This is a genomic window from Nocardia sp. NPDC050717, assembly GCF_040654275.1.
Taxonomy (GTDB): Bacteria; Actinomycetota; Actinomycetes; order Mycobacteriales; family Mycobacteriaceae; genus Nocardia.
In genome coordinates, this window is record NZ_JBFAHR010000003.1 from 462,152 (window position 1) to 484,150 (window position 21,999).

The 21,999-nt window shown below is 72.1% G+C and carries 4 protein-coding genes; all 4 read right to left on the minus strand.

All coding sequences use genetic code 11. The features are described 5' to 3' along the window. A complete protein-coding gene (locus tag AB0H56_RS10410; protein ID WP_357160128.1) occupies positions 1–7,311 on the minus strand; it encodes an amino acid adenylation domain-containing protein in 7,311 nt (2,436 codons plus the stop codon). A 227-nt stretch (positions 7,312–7,538) separates the two neighbouring features. Further along, complete coding sequence (locus AB0H56_RS10415; protein WP_357160131.1) at positions 7,539–13,487, minus strand: amino acid adenylation domain-containing protein; 5,949 nt, start codon at positions 13,485–13,487, stop codon at positions 7,539–7,541. A gap of 58 nt (positions 13,488–13,545) precedes the next feature. Beyond that, a complete protein-coding gene (locus AB0H56_RS10420; RefSeq protein ID WP_357160134.1) occupies positions 13,546–20,835 on the minus strand; it encodes an amino acid adenylation domain-containing protein in 7,290 nt (2,429 codons plus the stop codon). A gap of 220 nt (positions 20,836–21,055) precedes the next feature. Next, positions 21,056–21,922: a M23 family metallopeptidase gene (locus AB0H56_RS10425; RefSeq protein ID WP_280339657.1), complete on the minus strand. Its 867-nt coding sequence runs from the start codon at positions 21,920–21,922 to the stop codon at positions 21,056–21,058. Between the last annotated feature and the right edge of the window lie 77 nt (positions 21,923–21,999).

The following is a 21,999-nucleotide window of genomic DNA, read 5'->3' on the forward strand; positions in this document are numbered from 1 at the left end:
CTATCCATCCATCCCCGCCGCCGTGCGCCGCTGCTGCGGCACCCCGGCGTTGCCGATCATCTCACTCAACGCCACGATCGTCGCACCGGTGCCGTCACCGGGTGCGGCCACCGCGACCGCCGACTCGGTGAACACATGGCTCACCTCGTCCTCGCCGCCGTCGTCCGGCGCCATCACCAAGGTCGCGCCCGCGATACCGGTCGCGACGATCTCCAGCACGCCTGCCACCGAATCCGGCCTGCCCGCCGCCCTCGTCCGTGATTCGAAGCTGAGTCCGGTGCGCTGGGCCACCCGTTCGGCGGCGCCGGCCAACTCGTCGTAGGTCAGGGTGCGGCCACCGCCGACGAAGGCGACGTCGTCACCGCGCAGGGCCCTGGTGCGATGCGCGTAGCCGATCGGGCGCGGCGATTCCGCGGCCAGTTCCGCGATCAGCGCGGGGTCGGCGAGGTCGTACCAGTCCAGGCCGTCCGGCGGGTCGAGTATGTCGAGGGCCAGGCCCAGCTTCACCTCGAGCCGGTCGGTGAGCGCGGCGTCCATCGTCATCATCGGCACCACGGCCGCGCCCGCTTTGAGCACGGCCCAGGTGGCGACGGCCGCGTGCTGCCCGCGCTCGAGGCGGACCGCGACGCCGGTGCCTGGACCGGCGCCGCGCGCGATGAGCGAGCGCGCCAGCCGCGACGACCTGGCATCGAACTCGTGGTAGGTGAGCTCGGCGTCGCCCAGGTCGATCGCGGGCGCCTCCGGGTCCTCCTCCACGGCGGAGGCGAGTTCCTGGGCCAGCGCGGCGCCGTTGGCCGACGGCGCGGGCGCGTAGGCCGCCGCGGTCAGTTCGCGTTCGCGCTCCCTGGCGTCGCGCAGGTCGATGTCGCCGACGCGCACCGCCGGGTCGGCGGCGACGGCGGTGACGATCTCGGCCAGCCCGCGCGCGAACGCGGCGACGGTCTGCTCGTCGAACAGGTCGGTGGCGTAGGTGAGCACGACCCCGAGCTCGTCGGGCTCGCCCGTGGCCGTCAGCCGCGGTTCCACGTTCACCTGCAGGTCGAACTTGGCGGGCCGGGCTGCCAGGTCCATCGCCTCGATGGTGAGGCCGGGCAGCCGCAGCACCGGCGTCTCGGTGTTGTGGAACGAGAGCACCACCTGGAACAGCGGATTGTGCGAAACGGTCCCGCTGGGCGCGACCTCGTCGACGATCCGCTCGAACGGCAGGTCGGCATTGGCGAACGCGGCCAGATCGACTTCGCGGGCCGCGGTGACCAGCTCGTCGAAGCCGCGCGTCGGCGACACCTCGGTGCGCAGCGGCAGCGTGTTGACGAACATGCCGACCAGGTCGTCGAGTTCGGGCTCGCCGCGGCCCGCGATCGGGGTGCCGATGACGATGTCGGTGCTGCCGGACACTCTCGCCAGCAGCACGGCCAGCGCGGCGTGCACGACCATGAACAGCGACGCGTTGTGCTCGCGGGCGATCTCGGCCAGCCGGGCGTGCACGTCGGCGGGCAGGGTGGTGCTCACGTCGGCACCGCGCAGCGAGGCGTGCGGCGGGCGCGGATGATCGTGCGGCAGTTCGACCGCGCCGGAGTATCCACCCAGGGTGTGCCGCCAGAAGGCGAGTTGCCTTGCGGCGGTGGAATTCTCGTCGCTCTCCTCGCCGAGGACCGCGCGCTGCCACAGCGCGTAGTCGGCGTACTGCACCGGCAGCGGCGCCCAGCTCGGCGAACGGCCCTCCACCCGGGCGCGGTAGGCGATCACCAGGTCGCGGGCCAGCGGCGCCAGCGAGGCGCCGTCGGCGATGATGTGCTGCACCACGACCGCGAGCACGTGCTCTTCCTCGGCCAGCGGGTCGGTGTCGGGGACCGTGAACAGTCCGGCGCGCAGGGGAACTCGCTCGGCGACATCGAATCCGCCTGCCAGCAGCCACATCACCCGGTCGCGGAGGTCGTCGGTCTCCTCGATCGGCAGCCCGGTCGGAAGGACCGCGCTGACCGGCATGATCTCCTGGTACGGCACGGCGTCGGGGCCGTCGGCGGGGAAGCGGGTGCGCAGCGCCTCGTGCCGCTCCAGCACATCGGCGACCGCGTAGCGCAGCGCGGAGGTGTCCAGCGCGCCGCGCAGCCGCAACGCCAGCGGGATGTTGTAGGCAGGCGAATCGGGGTCGATCCGGTTGAGCAGCCACATCCGCTGCTGCGCGGGCGAGAGCGGGATGACGCCGCGATCCTGCGCCGGGACCAGCGGCGGGCGCGGCGCGGCGACGGCCCCTGGACGCACCCGGGCGGCCAGCGCGGCCACGGTCGGCGCCTCGAACAGGTCGCGCACCACCAGGTCGGTGCCGAGGGCCTGGTCGATGCGGGCGATGGCCCTGGTGGCCAGCAGCGAGTTGCCGCCGCGGTCGAAGAAGTCGTCGTCGAGGCCGACCTCGGGCACCCCGAGCAGTGTCGCGAAGACCTCGGCGACGGCGAGTTCGATCGGCGTCGTCGGCGCGCGGAACGGGCCGACCGCGCTGAACTCGGGCGCGGGCAGCGCGGCCCGGTCGAGCTTGCCGTTGGTGGTCAGCGGCAGGGCGTCGAGCACCACCACCGCGTCGGGAACCATGTAGCCGGTGAGGAATTCGGCGACGGCGGCCCGGACACCCGCGGGGTCGAGCGCCGCGCCGTCGACACCGACGACGTAGCCGATCAGCCGGTCACCCGCGTGCTCGTCGGCCCGCACGACGACCGCCGCCTGGCCGACACCCGGCACGCCGAGCAGCGCCGCCTCGATCTCGCCCGGCTCGATCCGGAACCCGCGCAGCTGCACCTGCTGATCGCCGCGCCCGCCGTACTCGAGCACCGGCGTGCCGCGGAAGCCGATCCAGCGGCCGAGGTCACCGGAGCGGTAGCGCCGCGATCCGGGCGGACCGAACGGGTCGGCGACGAACCGTGTGGCGGTCAGGCCCGGCTTGCCGAGGTAACCGCGCGACACCTGCTGGCCCGCGATGTAGAGCTCGCCGGCGACACCGAAGGGCACCGGCCGCAACCGGTCGTCGAGCACGGCGACCGAGAGTCCGGGCAGCGCACGCCCGATCAGGCTGCTCGGCAGCTCGATCGCGCCGGCGTCCATGTTGAGGTGCGAGACATGCACCGTGGTCTCGGTGATGCCGTACATGTTCACCAGCTGCGGTGCGCCGGAACCGGTTCCGTACCTGCCGTACCAGCGGCTGAGCTTGCGCGGATCGAGCGCCTCACCGCCGAAGACGATGTAGCGCAACGACAGCGGGGCGGCGCCGGCGGCCTGTGCGGCGCGGTCGGCCTCGTCGAGCTGGGCGAAGGCGGTGGGGGTCTGGCTGAGCACCGTCACCCGTTCGCGTTCGAGCAGCTCGCGGAACTGGATCGGCGAGCGCGAGGTGAGATGGTCGACGACGACCACCGACGCGCCACCGGCCAGCGCGCACCACAGTTCCCACACCGAGAAGTCGAAGGCGAAGGAGTGGAACACCGACCACACGTCGTCGACGTCGAACTCGAACAGCAGCTGGGTGTTCGCGAAGAGCTCGAGCACATTGCGGTGGCTGACGCCGACGCCCTTGGGCAGCCCCGTCGACCCCGAGGTGTAGATGACGTAGGCCAGGTGGTCCGGCCGCAGCGGCGCGCGGCGCTCGGCAGGCCGCAGCGGGGTGCTCGGGTAGGCGGGCGCGGCGTCGACGAGGACGACGGGCAGTTCGGGAGCGGGCACCAGGTCACGCTCGGCCGAGGTGGTCAGCAGCACAGCGGGTTTCGCGTCGCCGAGCACGTACTCGAGGCGCTGGGTCGGGTAGCTGGTGTCGATCGGCAGGTAACCCGCGCCGGCGAGCAGCACGGCGAACAGCGCGACCGGCAGCTCCTCAGTGCGCGGAACCGCCACGGCCACCAGGGTTTCCGGCCCGGCGCCGTGTGCGATGAGCGCGCGGGCCAGCGCCGAGGCGCGGCCGAGCAGATCGCCGAAGGTGAGCGAGTACTCCCCCGCCCGCACCGCGAGCGCGTCGGGACGCTGCTGCGCCTGCGCGCAGATCAGGTCCGCGAGGGTCACCTCCGGCACCTCGATGCCGGGCGAATCGCCTTCGCGCAGCACGAGTTCGCGTTCGCCGGGGGCGAGGACGTCGATGTCGCCGACCGGCACCGACGGGTCGGCGACCACCGCGGCCAGCACCCTGGTCCAGCGGTCGGCGAAATCGGCGACGGTCGCGTGGTCGAACAGGTCGGTGGCGTAGACGAAGGTCGCGGCCATGCCCTGCGGCGCGCCGTCGGCGCCGATCCGCTCGGCCAGCTCCACCTGCAGGTCGAATTTCGCCAGCGGCACGGCGAAGTCCGCCGCCGACACCGACAGGCCGGGCAGGGCCAGGTCGGTGCGGGCCAGATTCTGGAAGGTCAGCATCACCTGGAACAGTGGGTGCCGCGCGGTCGAGCGCACCGGCTGCAGCAGGTCGACGAGTCGTTCGAACGGCACGTCGGCGTGGCCGAACGCGGCGAGATCGCGGGTCCGCACGTCGGTGAGCAGGTCGCTGAAGCTCGCCGCCGGGTCGACCTCGGTGCGCAGGACCAGGGTGTTGACGAACATGCCGATCAGTTCGTCGAGGGCCTGCTCGCCGCGACCGGCGACGGGGGTGCCGATCGCGATGTCGCGGGTGCCGGAGAGCCGGGCCAGCAGCAGCGCCAGCGCGGTGTGCACGACCATGAACAGTGTCGCGTTGTGCTCGCGCGAGAGCGCGGTCAGGCCCGCGTGCACCGAGGCGGGCACCTGGATGCGCAGGGTACCGCCGGATCGGCTGGCGACGGCGGGACGCGGGCGATCGGCGGGCAGTTCCAGCTGTTCGGGCAGACCGGACAGGGTCTGCCGCCAGAACGCGACCTGCGCGGCGAGCAGCGAGTTCGGGTCGTCCTCGGCGCCGAGCAGCGCGCGCTGCCACAGCGTGTAGTCCACGTACTGCACGGGCAGCGGCGGCCAGTGCGGCGCGCCGCCACCGCGTCGTTCGGCGTAGGCGGCCAGCAGGTCCCTGGTCAGCGGCGCGAAGGAGAAGCCGTCGGCGGCGATGTGGTGCACCACGCAGACCACGACGTGTTCGGTCGCCGCGGACTCGCCGTCGGTGTCGACGCGCGATTCGGCGATCGCCAGCACCCGCACCCGCACCGGCGGGGCGGTGGTGACGTCGAAGCCGGTCAGCGCGGCGTCGGCGATGGCCTCGCCCAACTCGCTCTCGGCGACCTCGCGCACCTCGAATTCCGGCGCAGCGGCCGGGTCGCCCGGTGCGAGGACCACCTGGTGGCCTTCACCGTCGAGCACCAGGGCGTCGGGCCGCGCCCACGCCTCGCCGGTGCCGCCGTCGCGCGCCGGGTAGACGGTGCGCAGGACTTCGTGCCGGGTGACCAGATCGGTGACCGCCGCGCGCAGGGCGGGCAGATCGAGGCGGCCGGACAGGCGGACCGCGACGGGGATGTTGTCCACCGCGGAATCGGGATCGAAGCGGTTCAGGAACCACATCCGCTGCTGGGCGTAGGACAGCGGGATCAGCTCGGGCCGGTGCTGTCTGGTCAGTGGCAGCGTGTGCGCCGAGAGCCGTTGCTGTTCGGCCTTGAGGGCCAGCGCGGCCACGGTCGGCGCCTCGAAGACGGCCTGCACCGGCACGCGCACGTCCAGTGCGGCACCGATCCTGGCGACGGCCTGCGCGGCCAGCAACGAGTCGCCGCCGAGTTCGAAGAAGTCGTCGTCGGCGCCGACGCGTCCGGCGCCGTCGCGCAGCAACAGGGCGGCGAATACGTCGGCGACCACCTGTTCGGCGGGCGTGGCCGGGGCGCGGAACCCGCGGGCGGTAAACACCGGGGTCGGCAGCGCGGCCCGGTCGAGCTTGCCGACCGGGGTCAGCGGCAGCTCGTCGAGCACCATCATCACGGCCGGGATCATGTACGCGGGCAGCGATCCGGACAGGAACTCGGCCAGCTCCCCGGTGTCGACCGTGCGACCGACGCGGGGCAGCACGTACGACACCAGCGCGGTGGCCCCGGAGGGCATCGTCTTGCCGATGGTCACCGCGTAGTCGAGGTCGGGATGCGCCGTGAGTGCGTTGTCGATCTCGCCGAGTTCGATGCGGAAACCGCGCACCTTCACCTGGAAGTCGGTACGCCCCAGGTACTCCAGGGTGCCGTCGGACTCCAGTCTTCGGACCAGGTCGCCGGTGCGGTAGAGCCTGCCCTCGCCGAAGGGCGAGGCGACGAAGCGTTCCGCGGTGAGCCCGGGCCTGCCCAGATAGCCCTGGGCCAGTGCGGGACCGGACAGATACAGCTCGCCGACGACGCCGGCGGGCACCGGCCGCAACCGGGCGTCGAGCACGTACAGCCCCATGCCCGGCACGGCCGCGCCGAGCGTGATCGGCGCGTGCGGGTGCAGCGGCCCGGTGCTGGTGGCGAGGATGGTCGCCTCGGTCGGCCCGTAACCGTTGTGGAAGGTGCGGCCATCGACGGCCCAACGGCCCACCAGTTCCGGCCCGAAGCGGTCACCGGCGACCACGACGACCCGTAGATCCGGCAGCCCGGCCGGGTCCACCGACTCGAGCGCGCCCGGCGTGATCAGCAGGTGCGTGATGTGTTCGCGGCGCAGCAGATCCGACAGCTCGAAGCCGCCGAAGATCCGCGGCGGCGAGATCACCAGGGTCGCGCCAGCGGTGAACGCCAGCAGCAGTTCCAGCACGGAGACGTCGAAATTCGGCGAGCAAACGTGCAGCACGCGCGATTCCGGCCGCACGTCGAAGTGTTCGCGCTCGGCACCGGCGAGCGAGGCGAGCCCCGCGTGGGTGACGACGACGCCCTTGGGCTTGCCGGTGGAACCCGAGGTGTAGATGACATAGGCCGGGTGCCGGTCGTCGATCTGGCGCACCCGGTCGGCGTAGCTCACCGCGTGCGCGGGCCGGGCGGAGATGCGCTGGGCGACCACCGGATCGTCGAGTTCGATCCAGTACAGGCCGGTGCCGAGGGTGGGCCGGTGCGTGGCGACGGTCAGGCCGAGCACCGCGCCGGAATCGGCGACGATGTGGGCGATGCGCTCGCGCGGGTAGGCCGGATCGACGGGCACGTACGCGGCGCCGGTCTTGGCGACCGCCCAGACCGCGAGCACCGACTCGATGGACCGCGCGATCGCGATGGCGACCACGTCGCCCGCGCCGACGCCGCGGTCGATGAGTTCCCTGGCCAGGCGCGAGGATTGCTCGTCGAGTTCACGGTAGGTGAGCTGGCGCTCGGCGCCCGGCATCCCCGTCGGGTTGTAGCGGACAGCTATCGACTCGGCCGCGGATTCGACCGCTGCCGTGAGCAACTGACCGAACAAAGGCGTGCCGGCGATGCGTCGACGGCCGGCACGGCCAGTGCGGCGGGGGGTTTCCACAGACCAATACACCTCTCGCGTCCGGCGGCGGAGTCGGACACAGCATAGTCACACCTAACTGCTGTCGCCGCTCGTCGCCGAGGTGTGCGCCACGACACACCGACTCTGTAGCAACAGAATCGTAATCTGCCCGTGGCCTGTTACGCGGAGCTTCGGCCCTACCCGCCCGAGATGCCCATGACCTGCGCGGTTACCGGTCCGACAGTGGCGAGGGCCACCGGAGACAGCATCTGTTGATGACCGGCGTCGACCGGATGATCGGCGATGATCCCGCTGACGAACGGCCGCCACCTGGACGCTCCGCCCGGCGCATCGCCAGTCGTCCGCAGCGCGGTGAAGTAGGTGAGATCACCCACGAAACGATCGGGCGTCAGTTGGGTAACCAATCCGACCATGTGCAGCGCACCGCGATACATGCCGACGAAGCGCGCCAAGGAGATCGGGGTCGAACCGGCCAGCGCCGCGTGCAGGGCGGCGAGGGCGTCGTCGCCGAGGGCCGCGAGCCGTTCGGGTGCGGGCAGCTGCTGCTCGGGGATGCCGAGTTCGCGGAAGGCGTCGCGGAGTTCGGCGCCGAAGTGGGCCAGGTCGGCGCCGGGCAGGCTGTCGAGCATGGTCAGCGTCGCCACCTGTTCGCCCGCGGCTTGCAGCCTGGTCGCCACGGCCTCGGCGAGCACGCCGCCCAGCGACCAGCCGAGCAGATGGTACGGGCCGTGCGGCTGGGTCGCCCTGATCTCGGTGAGGTAGTGCTCGATCAGCTCGTCGGCCGAGGCGGGCCGGTAGTCCGGGTCGCGCAGGGCCGGTGACTGGATGCCGATGATCGGCCGGTCCTCGGGCAGGTACGGGGCGAGCCCCGCGTACGCCCACGCCAACCCGGACACCGGATGCAGGCAGAACAGCGGTGCCACGTCCCCACCCCGGCGCAGCGGCAATGTGGTCGCCAGTGCCGCGTCGAGATCGCCGCCGAGCGCCGCCGACCCGGCGCCGAGCCGGTCGGCGAGTCCGGTGACGGTCGGGTCGGCGAAGAAGGCGGCCACGGTGAGTTCGGTACCGGTGCGCTCGCGCAGCCGGTGCACGACCCTGGTGGCCAGCAGCGAGTTGCCGCCGAGGGAGAAGAAGTCGTCGTCGCGACCGGGCCGCTGGACTCCGAGGACCTCGCCGAACACCTCGGCCACGGCGATCTCGTTCTCGCCCACCGGTTCGCGGTAGGTGCGCGGCTCGATTGCCGGCGCGGGCAGGGCGGCCCGGTCGAGCTTTCCGTTCGCGTTCAGCGGCAGCCGGTCGAGCACGACGAAGGCGGCGGGCACCATGTACGACGGCAGCACCTGGGCCACGGCGGCTTTCACGCTCGCGCCGGTGATCTCGGCATCCTGCGCCGGGACCACGTAGGCCACCAGCCGGTCGCCCAGCCGCGGGTCGGACTGCGCGAGGACGGCGGCATTGGCCACCATCGGCACGGCCAGCAGCGCGGCTTCGATCTCGCCGAGCTCGATGCGGAACCCGCGGATCTTCACCTGGAAGTCGGTGCGGCCGCGGTATTCCAGCTCGCCGTCGGCGGTCCAGGCCACCAGGTCGCCGGTGCGGTACATCCTGGCGCCGTGCGGGCGGGCCGACTCGCCGGCGGACCGGCCCGCTCCGGCGAAGGGGTCGGCGACGAAGCGGTCGGCGGTGAGGTCGGGGCGCGCGAAGTACCCGCGGGCCAGTTGCGCGCCCGCGAGATACAGCTCGCCGGAGACGCCGACCGGCACCGGCCGCAAGCGGGCGTCCAGGACGTAGACCCGGCTGTTCCACTCGGGCGCGCCGATCGGCACCGTCGTGCGGTCGGCCGCCGTGACGCGGTGGTCGGTGATGGAGACGGCGGCCTCGGTCGGGCCGTACAGGTTGTGCAGCGCCGCCTGATTGCCCGCGACGAAGCGCTGCGCCGTCGCGGCGGGCAGCGCCTCACCGATGGCGAGCACCCGGCGCAGCGTGCGCGGCAGCGTGCCGCCCGCTTCGGTGAGGAGCGCGTCGAGCATCGACGGCACGACGTGCAGCGTGGTCACCGAGTGCCGCGCGAGAACACCGAGCAGGTACGCGGGGTCGCGGTGTCCGTCTGGCGCGGCGATCACCAACGTGCCGCCGCAGACCGCCGCGGACCAGAACTCCCACACCGACAGATCGAAGGTCGCCGCGGTCTTCAACAGCACCGAATCGTCGCGGCCGAGTCCGAAAGCCTCGGTCTTCCACAGCAACTGGTTGACGATCGCCCCGTGCGAGACGGCGACGCCCTTCGGCACGCCCGTCGAACCGGACGTGAAGATCACATACGCCGTGTTCTCCGGACGGAGCACACCGCGGCGCTCGTTCGCCGTGACCGGCGCGTCCGAGAACCCCGACAGATCGAGGGCATCGAGCTCGACGACGCGCGCCGCCGCAGCGAATCCGGTTCGCGCAGCGGGATTCTCCACTGCCGGATCGGCATCGTGGGCACGAGAGGCGACGGCTCCAGCTTCCGTGACCGCACCGGGGCGGCTATCGCTGTCCGGGCCGGAAGCCGTGGTCGTCAGCACCAGCGCCGGTGCGGCGGTAGTGAGGACGTGGCCGATGCGGTCGGCGGGCTGGGTGGGGTCGATCGGGACGTAGGCGGCGCCGGTCTGGCTGACGGCGTACATGGCGACGACCAGCTCGACCGAACGCGGAATCGCCAGTGCGACGCGGTCTTCCACTCCGACACCCTGGGCGATCAGATACCTGGCCAGCTGGTGCACGCGCGCGGCGAACGCGCGATAGGTCAGCGCGGTGCCGTCCGGCGCGAGCACGGCGGTGCCGTCCGGATAGGCGGTGGCGGTGTCGGCGAACAGCGACGCGAGGGTCGCAGGCCGGACCGGATGACCGGTGGCGTTCCAGCCGTGCAGGATTCGGTCGCGCTCCGACGCCGAGAGCAGGTCGAGTTCGTCGGCGGGACGCTGCGGTGCGGCGGCGACGGCCGCGAGGACGCGGGCGAAGCGGTCGGCGAAGTCGCGCGCGGTGGTCTCGTCGAAAAGGTCGGTGGCGTAGGTGAAGACGCCGTTGATGCCCTGGGCGACACCGTCGGCGTCGTAGGTGTCGGCGATGATCGCGTGCAGGTCGAACTGCGAGACCGCCAGATCCACGTCCACCGCGTCGACGGCGAGCGCACCGAGTTCGAGGCCGGTGCGGGTGAGGTTCTGGAACGACAGGCCCACCTGGAACAGCGGGTGCCGCGCGGTGGAGCGGGCCGGGTTGATCGCCTCCACGAGCCGCTCGAACGGCAGGTCGGCGTGGGCGAAGACCTGCAGATCGGTGTCGCGCTGCCGGGCCAGCAGCTCGGTGAACGGCTCGCCCGGCCGTAAGGTGGTGCGGAAGACCAGGGTGTTGACGAACATGCCGATGAGGTCGTCGAGCGCGGCCTCGCCGCGGCCCGCGATGGGCGTGCCGATCGCGAGGTCGTCGGTGCCTGCCAGCCGCGCCAGTGTCACCGCGAGCGCGGTGTGCACCACCATGAACAGCGTCGCGCCCTGGGCGCGGGCCAGCGCGAGCAGCGCGCGATGGGTCTCGGCGTCGATCTCGATCGGGACCCGGCCGCCCGCGAAGGATTGCACGGCGGGTCGCGGCCGGTCGGCGGGCAGATCGAGCTGATCCGGCAGTCCCGCCAGCGCCGCGCGCCAATAGGCGAGCTGGGCCGAGGCGAGCGAATCCGGGTCGTCCTCGCTGCCGAGCAGCGCCCGCTGCCACAGCGCGTAGTCGGCGTACTGCACCGCCAGCGGCTCCCACGCCGGGGCCGAGCCCGCCGAGCGGGCGGCGTAGGCGAGCATGAGGTCCCTGGTCAGCGGGGTGAGCGAGGAACCGTCGCCGGCGATGTGGTGCACCACCACGGCCAGCACCGACTCCTCGGGCCCGAGCTCGAACAGGGCGACCCGCAACGGCACCTGCGTGCGCACGTCGAACCCGGACGAACCGAGCGCGTGGATGGCCGCGTCCAGTTCGGCGGCCTCGATCCGGCGCACCTCGAGCTGCGGCGTCGCCGCCGATTCCGGCAGCACGCGCTGGATCGGGCCGTCGTCGGTCTCGGGGTAGATCGTGCGCAGCGTCTCGTGCCGGGCTACCAGATCGCCGACGGCCGCCCGCAGCGCCGCCACGTCGATGGCGCCGCCGAGCCGCACCGCCATCGGGATGTTGTAGGCGACCGATTCGGGATCGAACTGGTTGAGGAACCACATCCGCTGCTGGGCCAGCGAGAGCGGAATCCGCTCCGGCCGCTCCCCCGCCACCAGCGCGGGTCGCGCACCGGCACCGGCCGACTCGGCGAGCCTGCGCGCGAGCTCCTCCACCGTCGGCGCCTCGAACAGCAGCCGGACCGGGAAGTCGGTGTCGAGCGCGGCGCCGAGCCGGGCCGCGACCTGGGTGGCGAGCAGGGAGTTGCCGCCGAGGGCGAAGAAGTCGTCGTCGAGCCCGAGCTGGGTGTCGGCGCCGACATCGAGCACCTGGGCGAAGGTCCCCGCGACGATCTGCTCCACCGGCGTTGCCGGAGCGCGGAACTCGGCGTGCTCGAGCACCGGCGCGGGCAGCGCGCGGCGATCCAGCTTGCCTACGGGCGTCAGCGGAATGGTGTCGAGCGTCATCACCACCGTGGGCACCATGTGCGCGGGCAGGCTGCGCTCGGCGAACTCGGTGAGGGCGGCCGGATCGACGGTCGCGCCGGGTGCCGCGTGCACGTAGGAGACGAGAATCGTGGCGCCGCTGTCGAGTTCGTGTCCGACGGTGGCGGCGAAGTCGAGGCTCTCGTGCGCGGAGAGCACGGCGTCGATCTCGCCGAGTTCGATCCGGAAGCCGCGGATCTTCACCTGGAAGTCGTTGCGGCCCACATAGTCCAGTGCACCGTCGGCGGTCCAGCGGACGAGGTCGCCGGTGCGGTAGAGCCGGGAACCGGCCGGGTCGAACGGATTCGACACATAGCGCGAGGCCGTGAGTCCGGGCCTGGCGTGATAACCGCGCGTGAGCTGGGCCCCGGTGATGTACAGCTCACCCGTGACGCCGGGCGGCACCGGCCGCAGCCGGTCGTCGAGCACGTATTCGGCGACCCCGCGCAGCGGTCCGCCGATGGTGAGCGGGTCGCCGGGCTTCAGCGGCACACTGATGTTGGTGACGATGGTCGTCTCGGTCGGGCCGTAGACATTGTGGAACTGCCGCAGCCTGCCGTCGGCGAGCGGAATCGCCCAGCGGCGCAGCAGATCCGGCGGACACGCCTCGCCACCGACCGCCACCACCCGGAAGTCGTCGAGGCCGGCGGGGTCGATGGAGGCGAGCGCGGCCGGGGTGATGAACGCGTGACTCACCCGTTCGCGGCGTAGCAGCGCGGCCAGGTCGTCACCGCCGTACACGCTCGGGTCGACGATCACCATAGTGGCACCCGCACCGACCGCGAGCAACAGCTCCAGCACCGAGGCATCGAACGACGGCGAGGCGAAATGCAGGGTGCGCGAGTCCGATTCGACGCCGTAGTGCAGCCGCTGCTCGGCACAGAAACCCGCGAGACCGGCCTGGGAGACGGCAACGCCCTTGGGCAGGCCGGTCGAGCCCGAGGTGTAGATGACGTAGGCGAGGTCCTCCGCGCGGATCTGGCGCACCCGATCGGCATTGGTGACCGGGTCACCGGCGAACTCGTCGGCCATGGCGTCGTCGTCGATGGCGAGCCAGTCCACCCGCGCGGGCAGTTGCCCGGCGACCTTCGACACGGTGAGGCCGAAGACGGCGCCGGAGTCGGAGACCATGTGCGCCACGCGATCCGGCGGATAGTTCGGGTCCACCGGCACGAAACCGGCGCCGGTCTTGGCGACCGCCCACACCGCGAGCACCGACTCGATCGAGCGCGGGATCCCGAGCGCCACCAGGTCGCCCGCGCCGATGCCGCGCGCGATGAGCAGTCGCGCGAGGCGGCTGGAGCGCTCGTCGAGTTCGGCGTAGCTCAGGCTGCCGAGGGCGCGCGCGGCGTCGGCGAGCACCACCGCGACACCGTCGGGGTTGGTCTCCACGGCGGTGGCCAGCAGCTGCGGCAGCGCGGTCACCCGAGTGGGGCGTGTGCGCACCGGGCGGGTCCGTACCGGTCGTGTCATCGCGATTCCACCTCACCCATCACCGAACATCGTTGTGTCGCTGTCGAAGACACGACTCTCAGACCGCCGGGGTACGCAGTTCCCCGAGTACAAGCACGACCTCGGCCCGGCCGGTATCGGCGGGCGCCGCGTCGTCGGCGATCACCGCGCGCAGGTCCTCCAGCCCGGCCGTCTCGACCGTCTCCAGACCCGCCCGGTCACCGAACAGGTGGCTCACCCACTCGTCGGCGAGCGCGCCGGACAGGTCGGTCCCGGCCGGAACCAGCACCATGGACGCGCCGGCCACACCCGCCGCCACCGGCTCCACCAGCGCGGCGAAGCTGTCCGCGGCGCCGCTGGCGAAGGTCCGCGACTCGAAGGTCAGCTCGGCGCCGGTGCGCACCCGGGCGCCCGCGGTGGCGAGTTCGTCGTAGCTGCGGACTCCGTCGGCGCCTACGAAGGCCGGGTCGGTGCCGCGCAGTGCCCTGGTGCGGTCGGCGTAGGTCACCGGACGCGCCGACTGCGTGGACAATTCGGTGCGAATCGCCGGATCGTCGAGCACCAGCCAGTCGAGATCGCCCGAACCCGGTGCGCCCGTGGTGATCCCGATCTTGGCGGTCGGCTCCCCTGGCAGCGGGCCCGCGACCGGCACCACCGCGGCGCCGGACTTGAGCACCGCCCAGACCGCGACGGCCCAGTCGATACCGCGCGGAAGATCAACGGCCACACCGGCTCCCGGACCGAACCCGCGGCCGATGAGCAGCCTGGCCAGGCGCGAGGAGCGGGCGTCGAGCTGCTCGTAGGTGAGCGACTCCTCGCCCCAGACCAGCGCGGGGCCGTCCGGGTCGTCCTCGGCGGCGGCCGTGAACGCCTGCGCGAGCGTGGTTCCGCCGGTCGGGGCCGTCGGCGCGGGCGCCTGCGCCGCGCCGGCCAGCAGCCGCGCCCGCTCCTGCTCGTCGAGGATGTCGATGTCGCCGACGCGCTGCTGCGGATCGGCGGCGACCGCGGTCAGGATGCGGGCGAACCGCTCGCCGAGGGTGTGCACCGTCGACTCGTCGAACAGGTCGGTGGCGTAGTTGAACAGCGCGACGAGCTCGTCCGGCGCGCCCTCGGCGGTGTACCGCGGCTCCACGTCGACCTGCAGGTCGAACTTGGCCGCCACCGCGGTCTCCAGCGCCGCCACGGTGAGACCGGGCAGCTCGAGCGCGGCCACCTCGTTGTTGCTGAAGGTCAGGGCGACCTGGAACAGCGGATTGTGCGCGCTGCCCTTGCCCGGCGCGACCACCTCGACGACCCGCTCGAACGGCAGATCGGCGTGCGCGAAGGCACCGAGGTCGGTTTCGCGGGCCAGGTCGACGGCCTCGTCGAAGGACCCGGCCGGGTCCAGCGGCGTGCGCAGCGTCAGCGTGTTGACGAACATGCCGACCAGCTCGTCGAGCGCCCGTTCCCCGCGCCCGGCGACCGCGGTGCCGATGGCGATGTCGGTGGTGCCCGACAGCCGGGCCAGCAGCACGGCCAGCGCCGCGTGCACGACCATGAACAGCGACGACTTGTGTTCGCGCGCGATGTGATTCAGCTGGGCGTGCACCTCGGCGGGCAGACGCAGTTCGGTGGTGGCGCCGCGCAGGGTCGGCACCGCGGGGCGCGGCCGGTCCTGCGGCAGCTCGAGCAGCGGCGGAACACCGGCCAGCTGCTGCTGCCAGTACGCGAGCTGGGCGGCGGCGACCGAGCCCGGCTCGTCGTCGGACCCGACCACCTCGCGCTGCCACAGCGCGAAGTCGGCGTACTGCACCGGCAGCGGCGTCCAGGCCGGGCTCTGCTGCCCGGTCCTGGCGACGTAGGCCGTCATCAGGTCGCGGGCCAGCGGGGCCAGCGAGGCGCCGTCGGCGGAAATGTGGTGCACCACGAACACGAGCAGCCAGTCAGCCGCCGCGCCGTCGGTGAGCAGCCGGGCGCGCACCGGGACCTCGCGGGTGACGTCGAATCCGGCGCCGGTCAGTTCCGCGGCCCTGGCGAGCACGTCGGTGGTGGTCTCGACCTCGAGCCCGCTCGGCAGCACCTCGGCCACCGGCACGACCTCCTGGGTGGGCGTGCCATCGACCGACGGGAAGCGGGTGCGCAGGGACTCGTGCCTGCCGAGGACATCGGTCACGGCGGCGTCGAGCGCGGCCACGTCGAGCGCGCCGGTGAGCCGGATCGCGAACGGCAGGTTGTACGAGCCCGACGCGGGGTCGAGCTGGTTCAGCACCCACATCCGCTGCTGGGCCAGCGACAGCGGAATCCGTTGCGGCCGTTCGGCAGCCACCAGCGCGGGCCGGGCGGCCGCGCCACCGACGGCGCCGACGCGGGCGGCCAGCGCGGTGACGGTGGGCGCCTCGAACAGGTCGCGGATGGTGATGTCGGCGTCGAGCGCCTCGTTGATCCTGGCGATGGCGCGGGTGGCCAGCAGCGAGTTACCGCCGAGGGCGAAGTAGTCGTCGTCGGCGCCGACGCGGCACATCCCGAGCAGTTCGGCGTAGACACCGGCCACGATCTCCTCGACCGGCGTCGCCGGGGCACGGAACTCGCCGACGGTGAACGTGGGCGCGGGCAGCGCCTTGCGGTCGAGCTTGCCACTCGGGTTGAGCGGGAACTCCGCCAGCGCCACCAGCGCGGCGGGAATCATGTACGTGGGCAACGAATCACCGATGGCGGCCAGCAGTGTGGCCTGCTCGATCTCGGCGCCGGGTTTGGGCACCACGTAGGCGACCAGCTGTTCACCGGCCGGCGAATCGGCGACGAGCGCGACGGCCTGGCTCACCGTCGGCTGGGCCAGCAGCGCCGTCTCGATCTCGCCGAGCTCGATCCGCTGACCACGGAACTTCACCTGGAAGTCGGTGCGGCCCAGGTATTCCAGGGCGCCGCTGCCGTCGTCCTGGGTCCGCCACACCACGAGGTCGCCGGTGCGGTACATCCGCAGACCGGGTGCGAAGGGGTTGGCGACGAACCGGTCGGCGGTGATGTCGGGCCTGGCGACGTAGCCGCGGGCGAGCTGGTCACCGGCCAGGTACAGCTCGCCGACCACCCCGGCGGGCACCGGGCGCAGCCGCGAATCCAGCACGTACACCTGGGTGTTCCACTCCGGCACACCGATCGGCACCGTGCCCCGGCCCGTCCGTTCGGCGGGCCAGTAGGTCACCGAGACCGCGGCCTCGGTCGGCCCGTACAGGTTGTGCACCCGCGCGGTGGACACCGCGTTCATCGCCGCGACCGTCTCCGGCGGCAGCGCCTCGCCGACGACGAAGACCTCACGCAGGGTGGGAATGGCACCGGGGGTGGTGTGCGCGGCGAACACGGTGAGCATCGACGGCACGAAATCCGTCACCGTGACGCCCTGCGCCGCAATGGTTTCGGCGATGTAGGCGGGATCGCGATGGCCGTCGTGGGTGGCGACGACCAGCTTCGCGCCGGTGCGCAGCGGCATGAAGTAGCCCCACAGCGACACGTCGAAGGTGGTCGCGGTCTTCTGCAGGTACACATCACCGGGGCCGAGCGGGTACTCGGCGAGCATCCAGCTGGTCTGGTTCTCGATCGCCGCGTGCGAGACCGCGACGCCCTTGGGCCTGCCGGTCGAGCCGGAGGTGAAGATGACGTAGGCCGGATGGGCGGGCAGCACGGGCCGCACCAGCTCTGCCTGCGTCACCGGTTCGCCCGCGAAGTCTTGCAGCGCAACGGTATCGAGCAGAACGACGGGCGTGTGCGCGGGCACCTCGACCGCGTCGGCGGTGGTGGTGAGCACGCACACCGGCGCCGCCGTCTCCAGGATGTGCGCGATCCGCTCGGCCGGATGATCCGGGTCAAGCGGCACGTACGCACCACCCGCGGTGACGATCGCGTACATGCCGACCACCAGATCCAGCGAACGCCGCACCGCGAGACCGACATATGATTCCGGGCCGACCCCGTCGGCGATCAGCCGCCGAGCCAGCCGGTTGACCCGCTCGTCGAACTCCCGGTACGTGAGCTCGGCGCCCTCGTACGCCACCGCGACGGCATCGGGGTGCGCGGCGACGGCGCGCCGGTAGCCGTCGAGCAGCAGCGCGGGCGCGAGCTCGTGGTCGGTGTCGTTCCAGCGCACCAGGATTCGATCCAGCTCGGCCGGATCCATCAGTTCGTGCCCGCCCAGCGGAGCCGCCGGGTCGGCGACGATCGCGGTGAGCAGGCGCACGAAACGATCGGCGACGCCCTCGACCGTTGCCGCGTCGAACAGGTCGGTCGAGTAGGTCAGGCCCACCGCGATGCCGTGCGGCACGCCGTGGCGGTCGGTGTCCTCGACCATCTCGAACTGCAGGTCGAACTTGGCGAACGGGATGCTCAGGTCGACACCGCTGACCGTCATGCCGGGCAGCTCGAGCGCGGTGCGCGCCATGTTCTGGAACGCCAGCATCACCTGGAACAGCGGGTGCCGCGAGGTGGAACGGGCCGGGTCGAGCAGCTCGACCAGCCGCTCGAACGGCACGTCGGCGTGGCCGAACGCGGCGATGTCGGTGGCGCGGGTGCGCACGAGCAGATCGTCGAAGCTGGCCGCCGGGTCCACCTCGGTGCGCAGCACCAGGGTGTTGACGAACATGCCGATCAGGTCGTCGAGGGCGGCGTCACCGCGACCGGCCACCGGCGTGCCGACGGCGATGTCGGTGTTGCCGGAGAGCCGCGCGAGCAGCGCCGACAGCGCCGCGTGCACGACCATGAACAGCGTCGAATTGTGTGTGTGCGCGAGCTTGTCGAGCCCCGCGTGCACCTCGGCCGGGATCCGGAAATCGAGGGTGGCACCGCGATAGGTGGCCTCGGCCGGGCGCGGGCGATCGGTCGGCAGGTCGAGCTGATCGGGCAGTCCGGCGAGCTGGGCCCGCCAGTAGTCGATCTGCTGGGCCAGCACCGAATCCGCGTCGTCCTCGGTGCCGAGCACCGCGCGCTGCCAGAGCGTGAAATCGGCGTACTGCACGGCGAGTTCGGGCAGCCGCGATTCCTGCCCCGCGCTGCGCTGGACGTAGGCGCCCATCAGGTCGCGGGTGAGCGGGCCCATCGAGACACCGTCACCGGCGATGTGGTGCACCACGCACACCAGCACGTGCTCGTCCGCGCGCAGCCGCAGCAGGCGCAGCCGGATCGGCGGGGCGAGCGCGACGTCGAAGCCGACGCCGACCGTCTCGGCGACCAGCGCGGGCACCTGGTCCTCGGTGACCTGTTCGCAGTCGAGGCCGGGCACCGCGCGCGGATCGCTCAGCGGCAGGATCAGCTGCTGGCCCGCGCCGTCGACCTGCGGGTACATGGTGCGCAGCACCTCGTGGCGCGCCACCAGATCACGGACCGCCGCGCGCAACGCGTCGACGTCGAGCGCACCGGACAGGCGCACCGCGATCGGCATGTTGTTGACCGCGCTGGTGGGGTCGAACCGGTTGAGGAACCACATCCGCTGCTGCGCGAACGAGAGCGGGATGATCTCGGGTCGCTCCTGCGGCACCAGTTCCTGCCCGGAGCCGGTGCCGATGTGGCGTTCCACCCGCTCGGCCAGCGCGGCGACGGTGCTCGCCTCGAACAGCACCTGCACCGGCACCCTGGTGTCGAGTGCGGCGCCGATCCGGGTGGCGGCCTGGGCGGCCAGCAGCGAGTTGCCGCCGAGCTCGAAGAAATCGTCGTCGGCGCCGACGCGGATCTCCTCGGCTCCGCCCGCGGTCAGCAGCGTCGCGAAGACCTCGGCGACGATCTCCTGCACCGGTGTCGACGGCGCGCGGAATTCCCTTGCGGCGAAGACCGGTTCGGGCAGCGCCTTGCGATCCAGCTTGCCCACCGGCGTCAGCGGGATCTGGTCGAGCACCATGATCGAGGCCGGAATCATGTAGCCGGGCAACGATTCCGCCAGGAACGCGTCGAGCGCGCTCACCTCGACGGAGGCGCCCGCCCTCGGCAGCACGTACGACACCAGCGCGGTCACGCCGGAGGGCAGGGTCTTGCCGAGGGTGGCCGCGAAGTCGATGTCGGGATGCGCGGTGAGCGCGTTGTCGATCTCGCCCAGCTCGATCCGGAAGCCGCGGATCTTCACCTGGAAGTCCGAGCGGCCCATGTATTCGATGACGCCGTCGCCGGATTCGGTGCGGCGCACCAGGTCACCGGTGCGGTACAGCCGGGCGTTGGCATCGCCGCTCTGCGCGCCGAACGGGCTCGCGACGAACCGTTCGGCGGTCAGGCCGGGCCGGTTCAGGTAGCCCTGGGCCAGCGCGGGGCCGGACAGGTACAGCTCGCCGATCACCCCGGCGGGCACCGGGCGCAGGCGCGCGTCCAGCACGAAGGCGCCGACCCCCGCGATCGCGGAACCGATCGTCACCGGCGCGGCGGGGTCCATCGGTGGGGTGCTGGTGGCGAGGATCGTGGCCTCGGTCGGGCCGTAGCCGTTGTAGAACTCGCGCTCGCCGACCGCCCAGCGGCCGACCAGCTCGGGGCCGAACTTGTCACCGGCGACCACGACGACGCGCAGGTCGTCCAGGTCGGTGGGATCGACCGATTCCAGCGCGCCCGGGGTGATCAGCATGTGCGTCACCCGCTCGCGGCGCAGCAGATCGGCGAGTTCGAAACCGCCGAACACCTGCGGCGGCGCGATCACCAGGGTGGCGCCCGCGGAGAAGGTCAGCAGCAGCTCGAGCACCGAGACGTCGAAGTTCGGCGAGCACACGTGCAGGACCCGCGCCTCGGCGGTGACGCGGTAGTGCTCCCGCTCGGCGGCCACCAGCGGCGCCAGACCGGTGTGGGTCACCACGACGCCCTTGGGCTTGCCGGTGGAGCCCGAGGTGTAGATCAGGTAGGCCGGGTGGCGCTCGTCGAGCGTGCGGACCCGGTCGGCGTAGGAAACCGGGTGCGCGGGCTGGGTGGCGATGCGCGCCGCGGTCGCCGCGTCGTCGAGTTCGAGCCACGGCAGGGTGTCGCCGAGGACACCGCGATGCGCGCCGGTGGTGAGGCCGAGCACGGCGCCGGAATCGGACAGGATGTGCGCGATGCGGTCGGCCGGGTAGTTCGGGTCGACGGGCACGTAGGCGGCGCCCGTCTTGGCGATGGCCCACACGGCGAGGACCGATTCGATGCTGCGGGCGATGCCGATGGCGACCACGTCGCCGGGGCCGATCCCGCGCCCGATCAGTTCCCTGGCCAGCTGGGCGGAGCGCTGATCGAACTCGGAGTAGGTGAGCTCGCGCTGGTCCGCGGGCGCACCGGTCGGGTTGAATCGGACGGCGACCCGATCGGCCGACGACTCGACCGCCCCGGTCAGTAACTGCCCGAATGTCGGACTGCTCGACCGGCGACGGCGGTTACCGCGGGCAGAACGACGGGCGGTTTCCATTCGAGTTCATTCACCTCTCATCGAGCCTGGACGCGCTGACGGCCGCCCGGTGCAGATCGAGCCATCATATCCAGCCCGGTTTCCGGGGCCCCAGGTTCCATGGGCCCTGGGGATTATCGGCCCGCCGACCAGCGGTGTTGCCGCATCACACAGCAAAGTGACGGGGCTCATAGCGAACCACCGTCACTTTGGTTTTCGCGGTGAAATCCGCGCTGGAAGCTCAGTGAGCGGACGGGCCCCACTCCATCGGCACGCCCTTGGAGGCGAGGTAGGGCAGCGGGTCGATCTTGGTGCCGCCCTGGTCCCAGATCTCGAGGTGCAGGTGCGGGCCGGTGGACTGGCCGCGGTTGCCGACGGTCGCGATGACATCGCCCGCGTTCACCCGCTGGCCCTGGGTGACGAGCATGTCGTTGACGTGGCCGTACACGGCGGTGGTGCCGTCGTCCTGGAGCACGCGCACCCACAGGCCGAAGCCCGAGGCAGGGCCCGCCTCGACGACGGTGCCGCTCATGACGGAGTGGATCGGGGCGCCGAGCGAATCGGCGAAGTCGATGCCGCTGTGCATGGCACCCCAGCGGGCACCGAAGCCGGAGCTGATCGGGCCTGCGACCGGGCGGGCGGCCTGCGGCGGCGCGACCTGGTGCTGGATGCCCTGGATGATGTCCTCGACCTGGGCGAGCGGCGCGGAGATCTCGGGCGGCAGGTTGCCGATGCCGAACGGCGCGGCCACGGGCGCGGCGATCGGCGCGGCGACGGCGTCGATCTGCGCGGGCGCCTCGGCTGCGGGAGCGGTGTGCTGCGCGGCGATCAGGCTGACCTCGGCCGCCTCGCGAGCGGAATCGGGAACGACGGATGCCTCGACGTCGTCCTTCTGCGTCGGCAGCAGCGGCGCCGCGTAGGCGATGGTCGGCGCGACCTGGGCGGCGATGCCGACCAGTGCGCCGGTGGCGACCGCGGCGCTGGCGGCGACCCGCACCCGATCGGTCCTGGACGGTTCGGCGCGGTGCCGGCTCGGGCGCCCGGCGCCTCCGTCACCCAGCAGGGCCTTGACGGAGATGGATTCGGGGCCCATACGGTGCTGCGACAAAGTTTCGTCCTAGCGTCCGGCAACAAAGGAAACGACACCGGCTCTGGCGACCCGGCCCGGAAGCCGCTCTCGCGGTT

Excerpts from the sequence above, each read along its gene's own strand:
- AB0H56_RS10415 (WP_357160131.1), bottom strand. The coding sequence starts at position 13,487 with ATGACACGACCGGTACGGACCCGCCCGGTGCGCACACGCCCCACTCGG.
- AB0H56_RS10420 (WP_357160134.1), bottom strand. The coding sequence starts at position 20,835 with ATGGAAACCGCCCGTCGTTCTGCCCGCGGTAACCGCCGTCGCCGGTCG.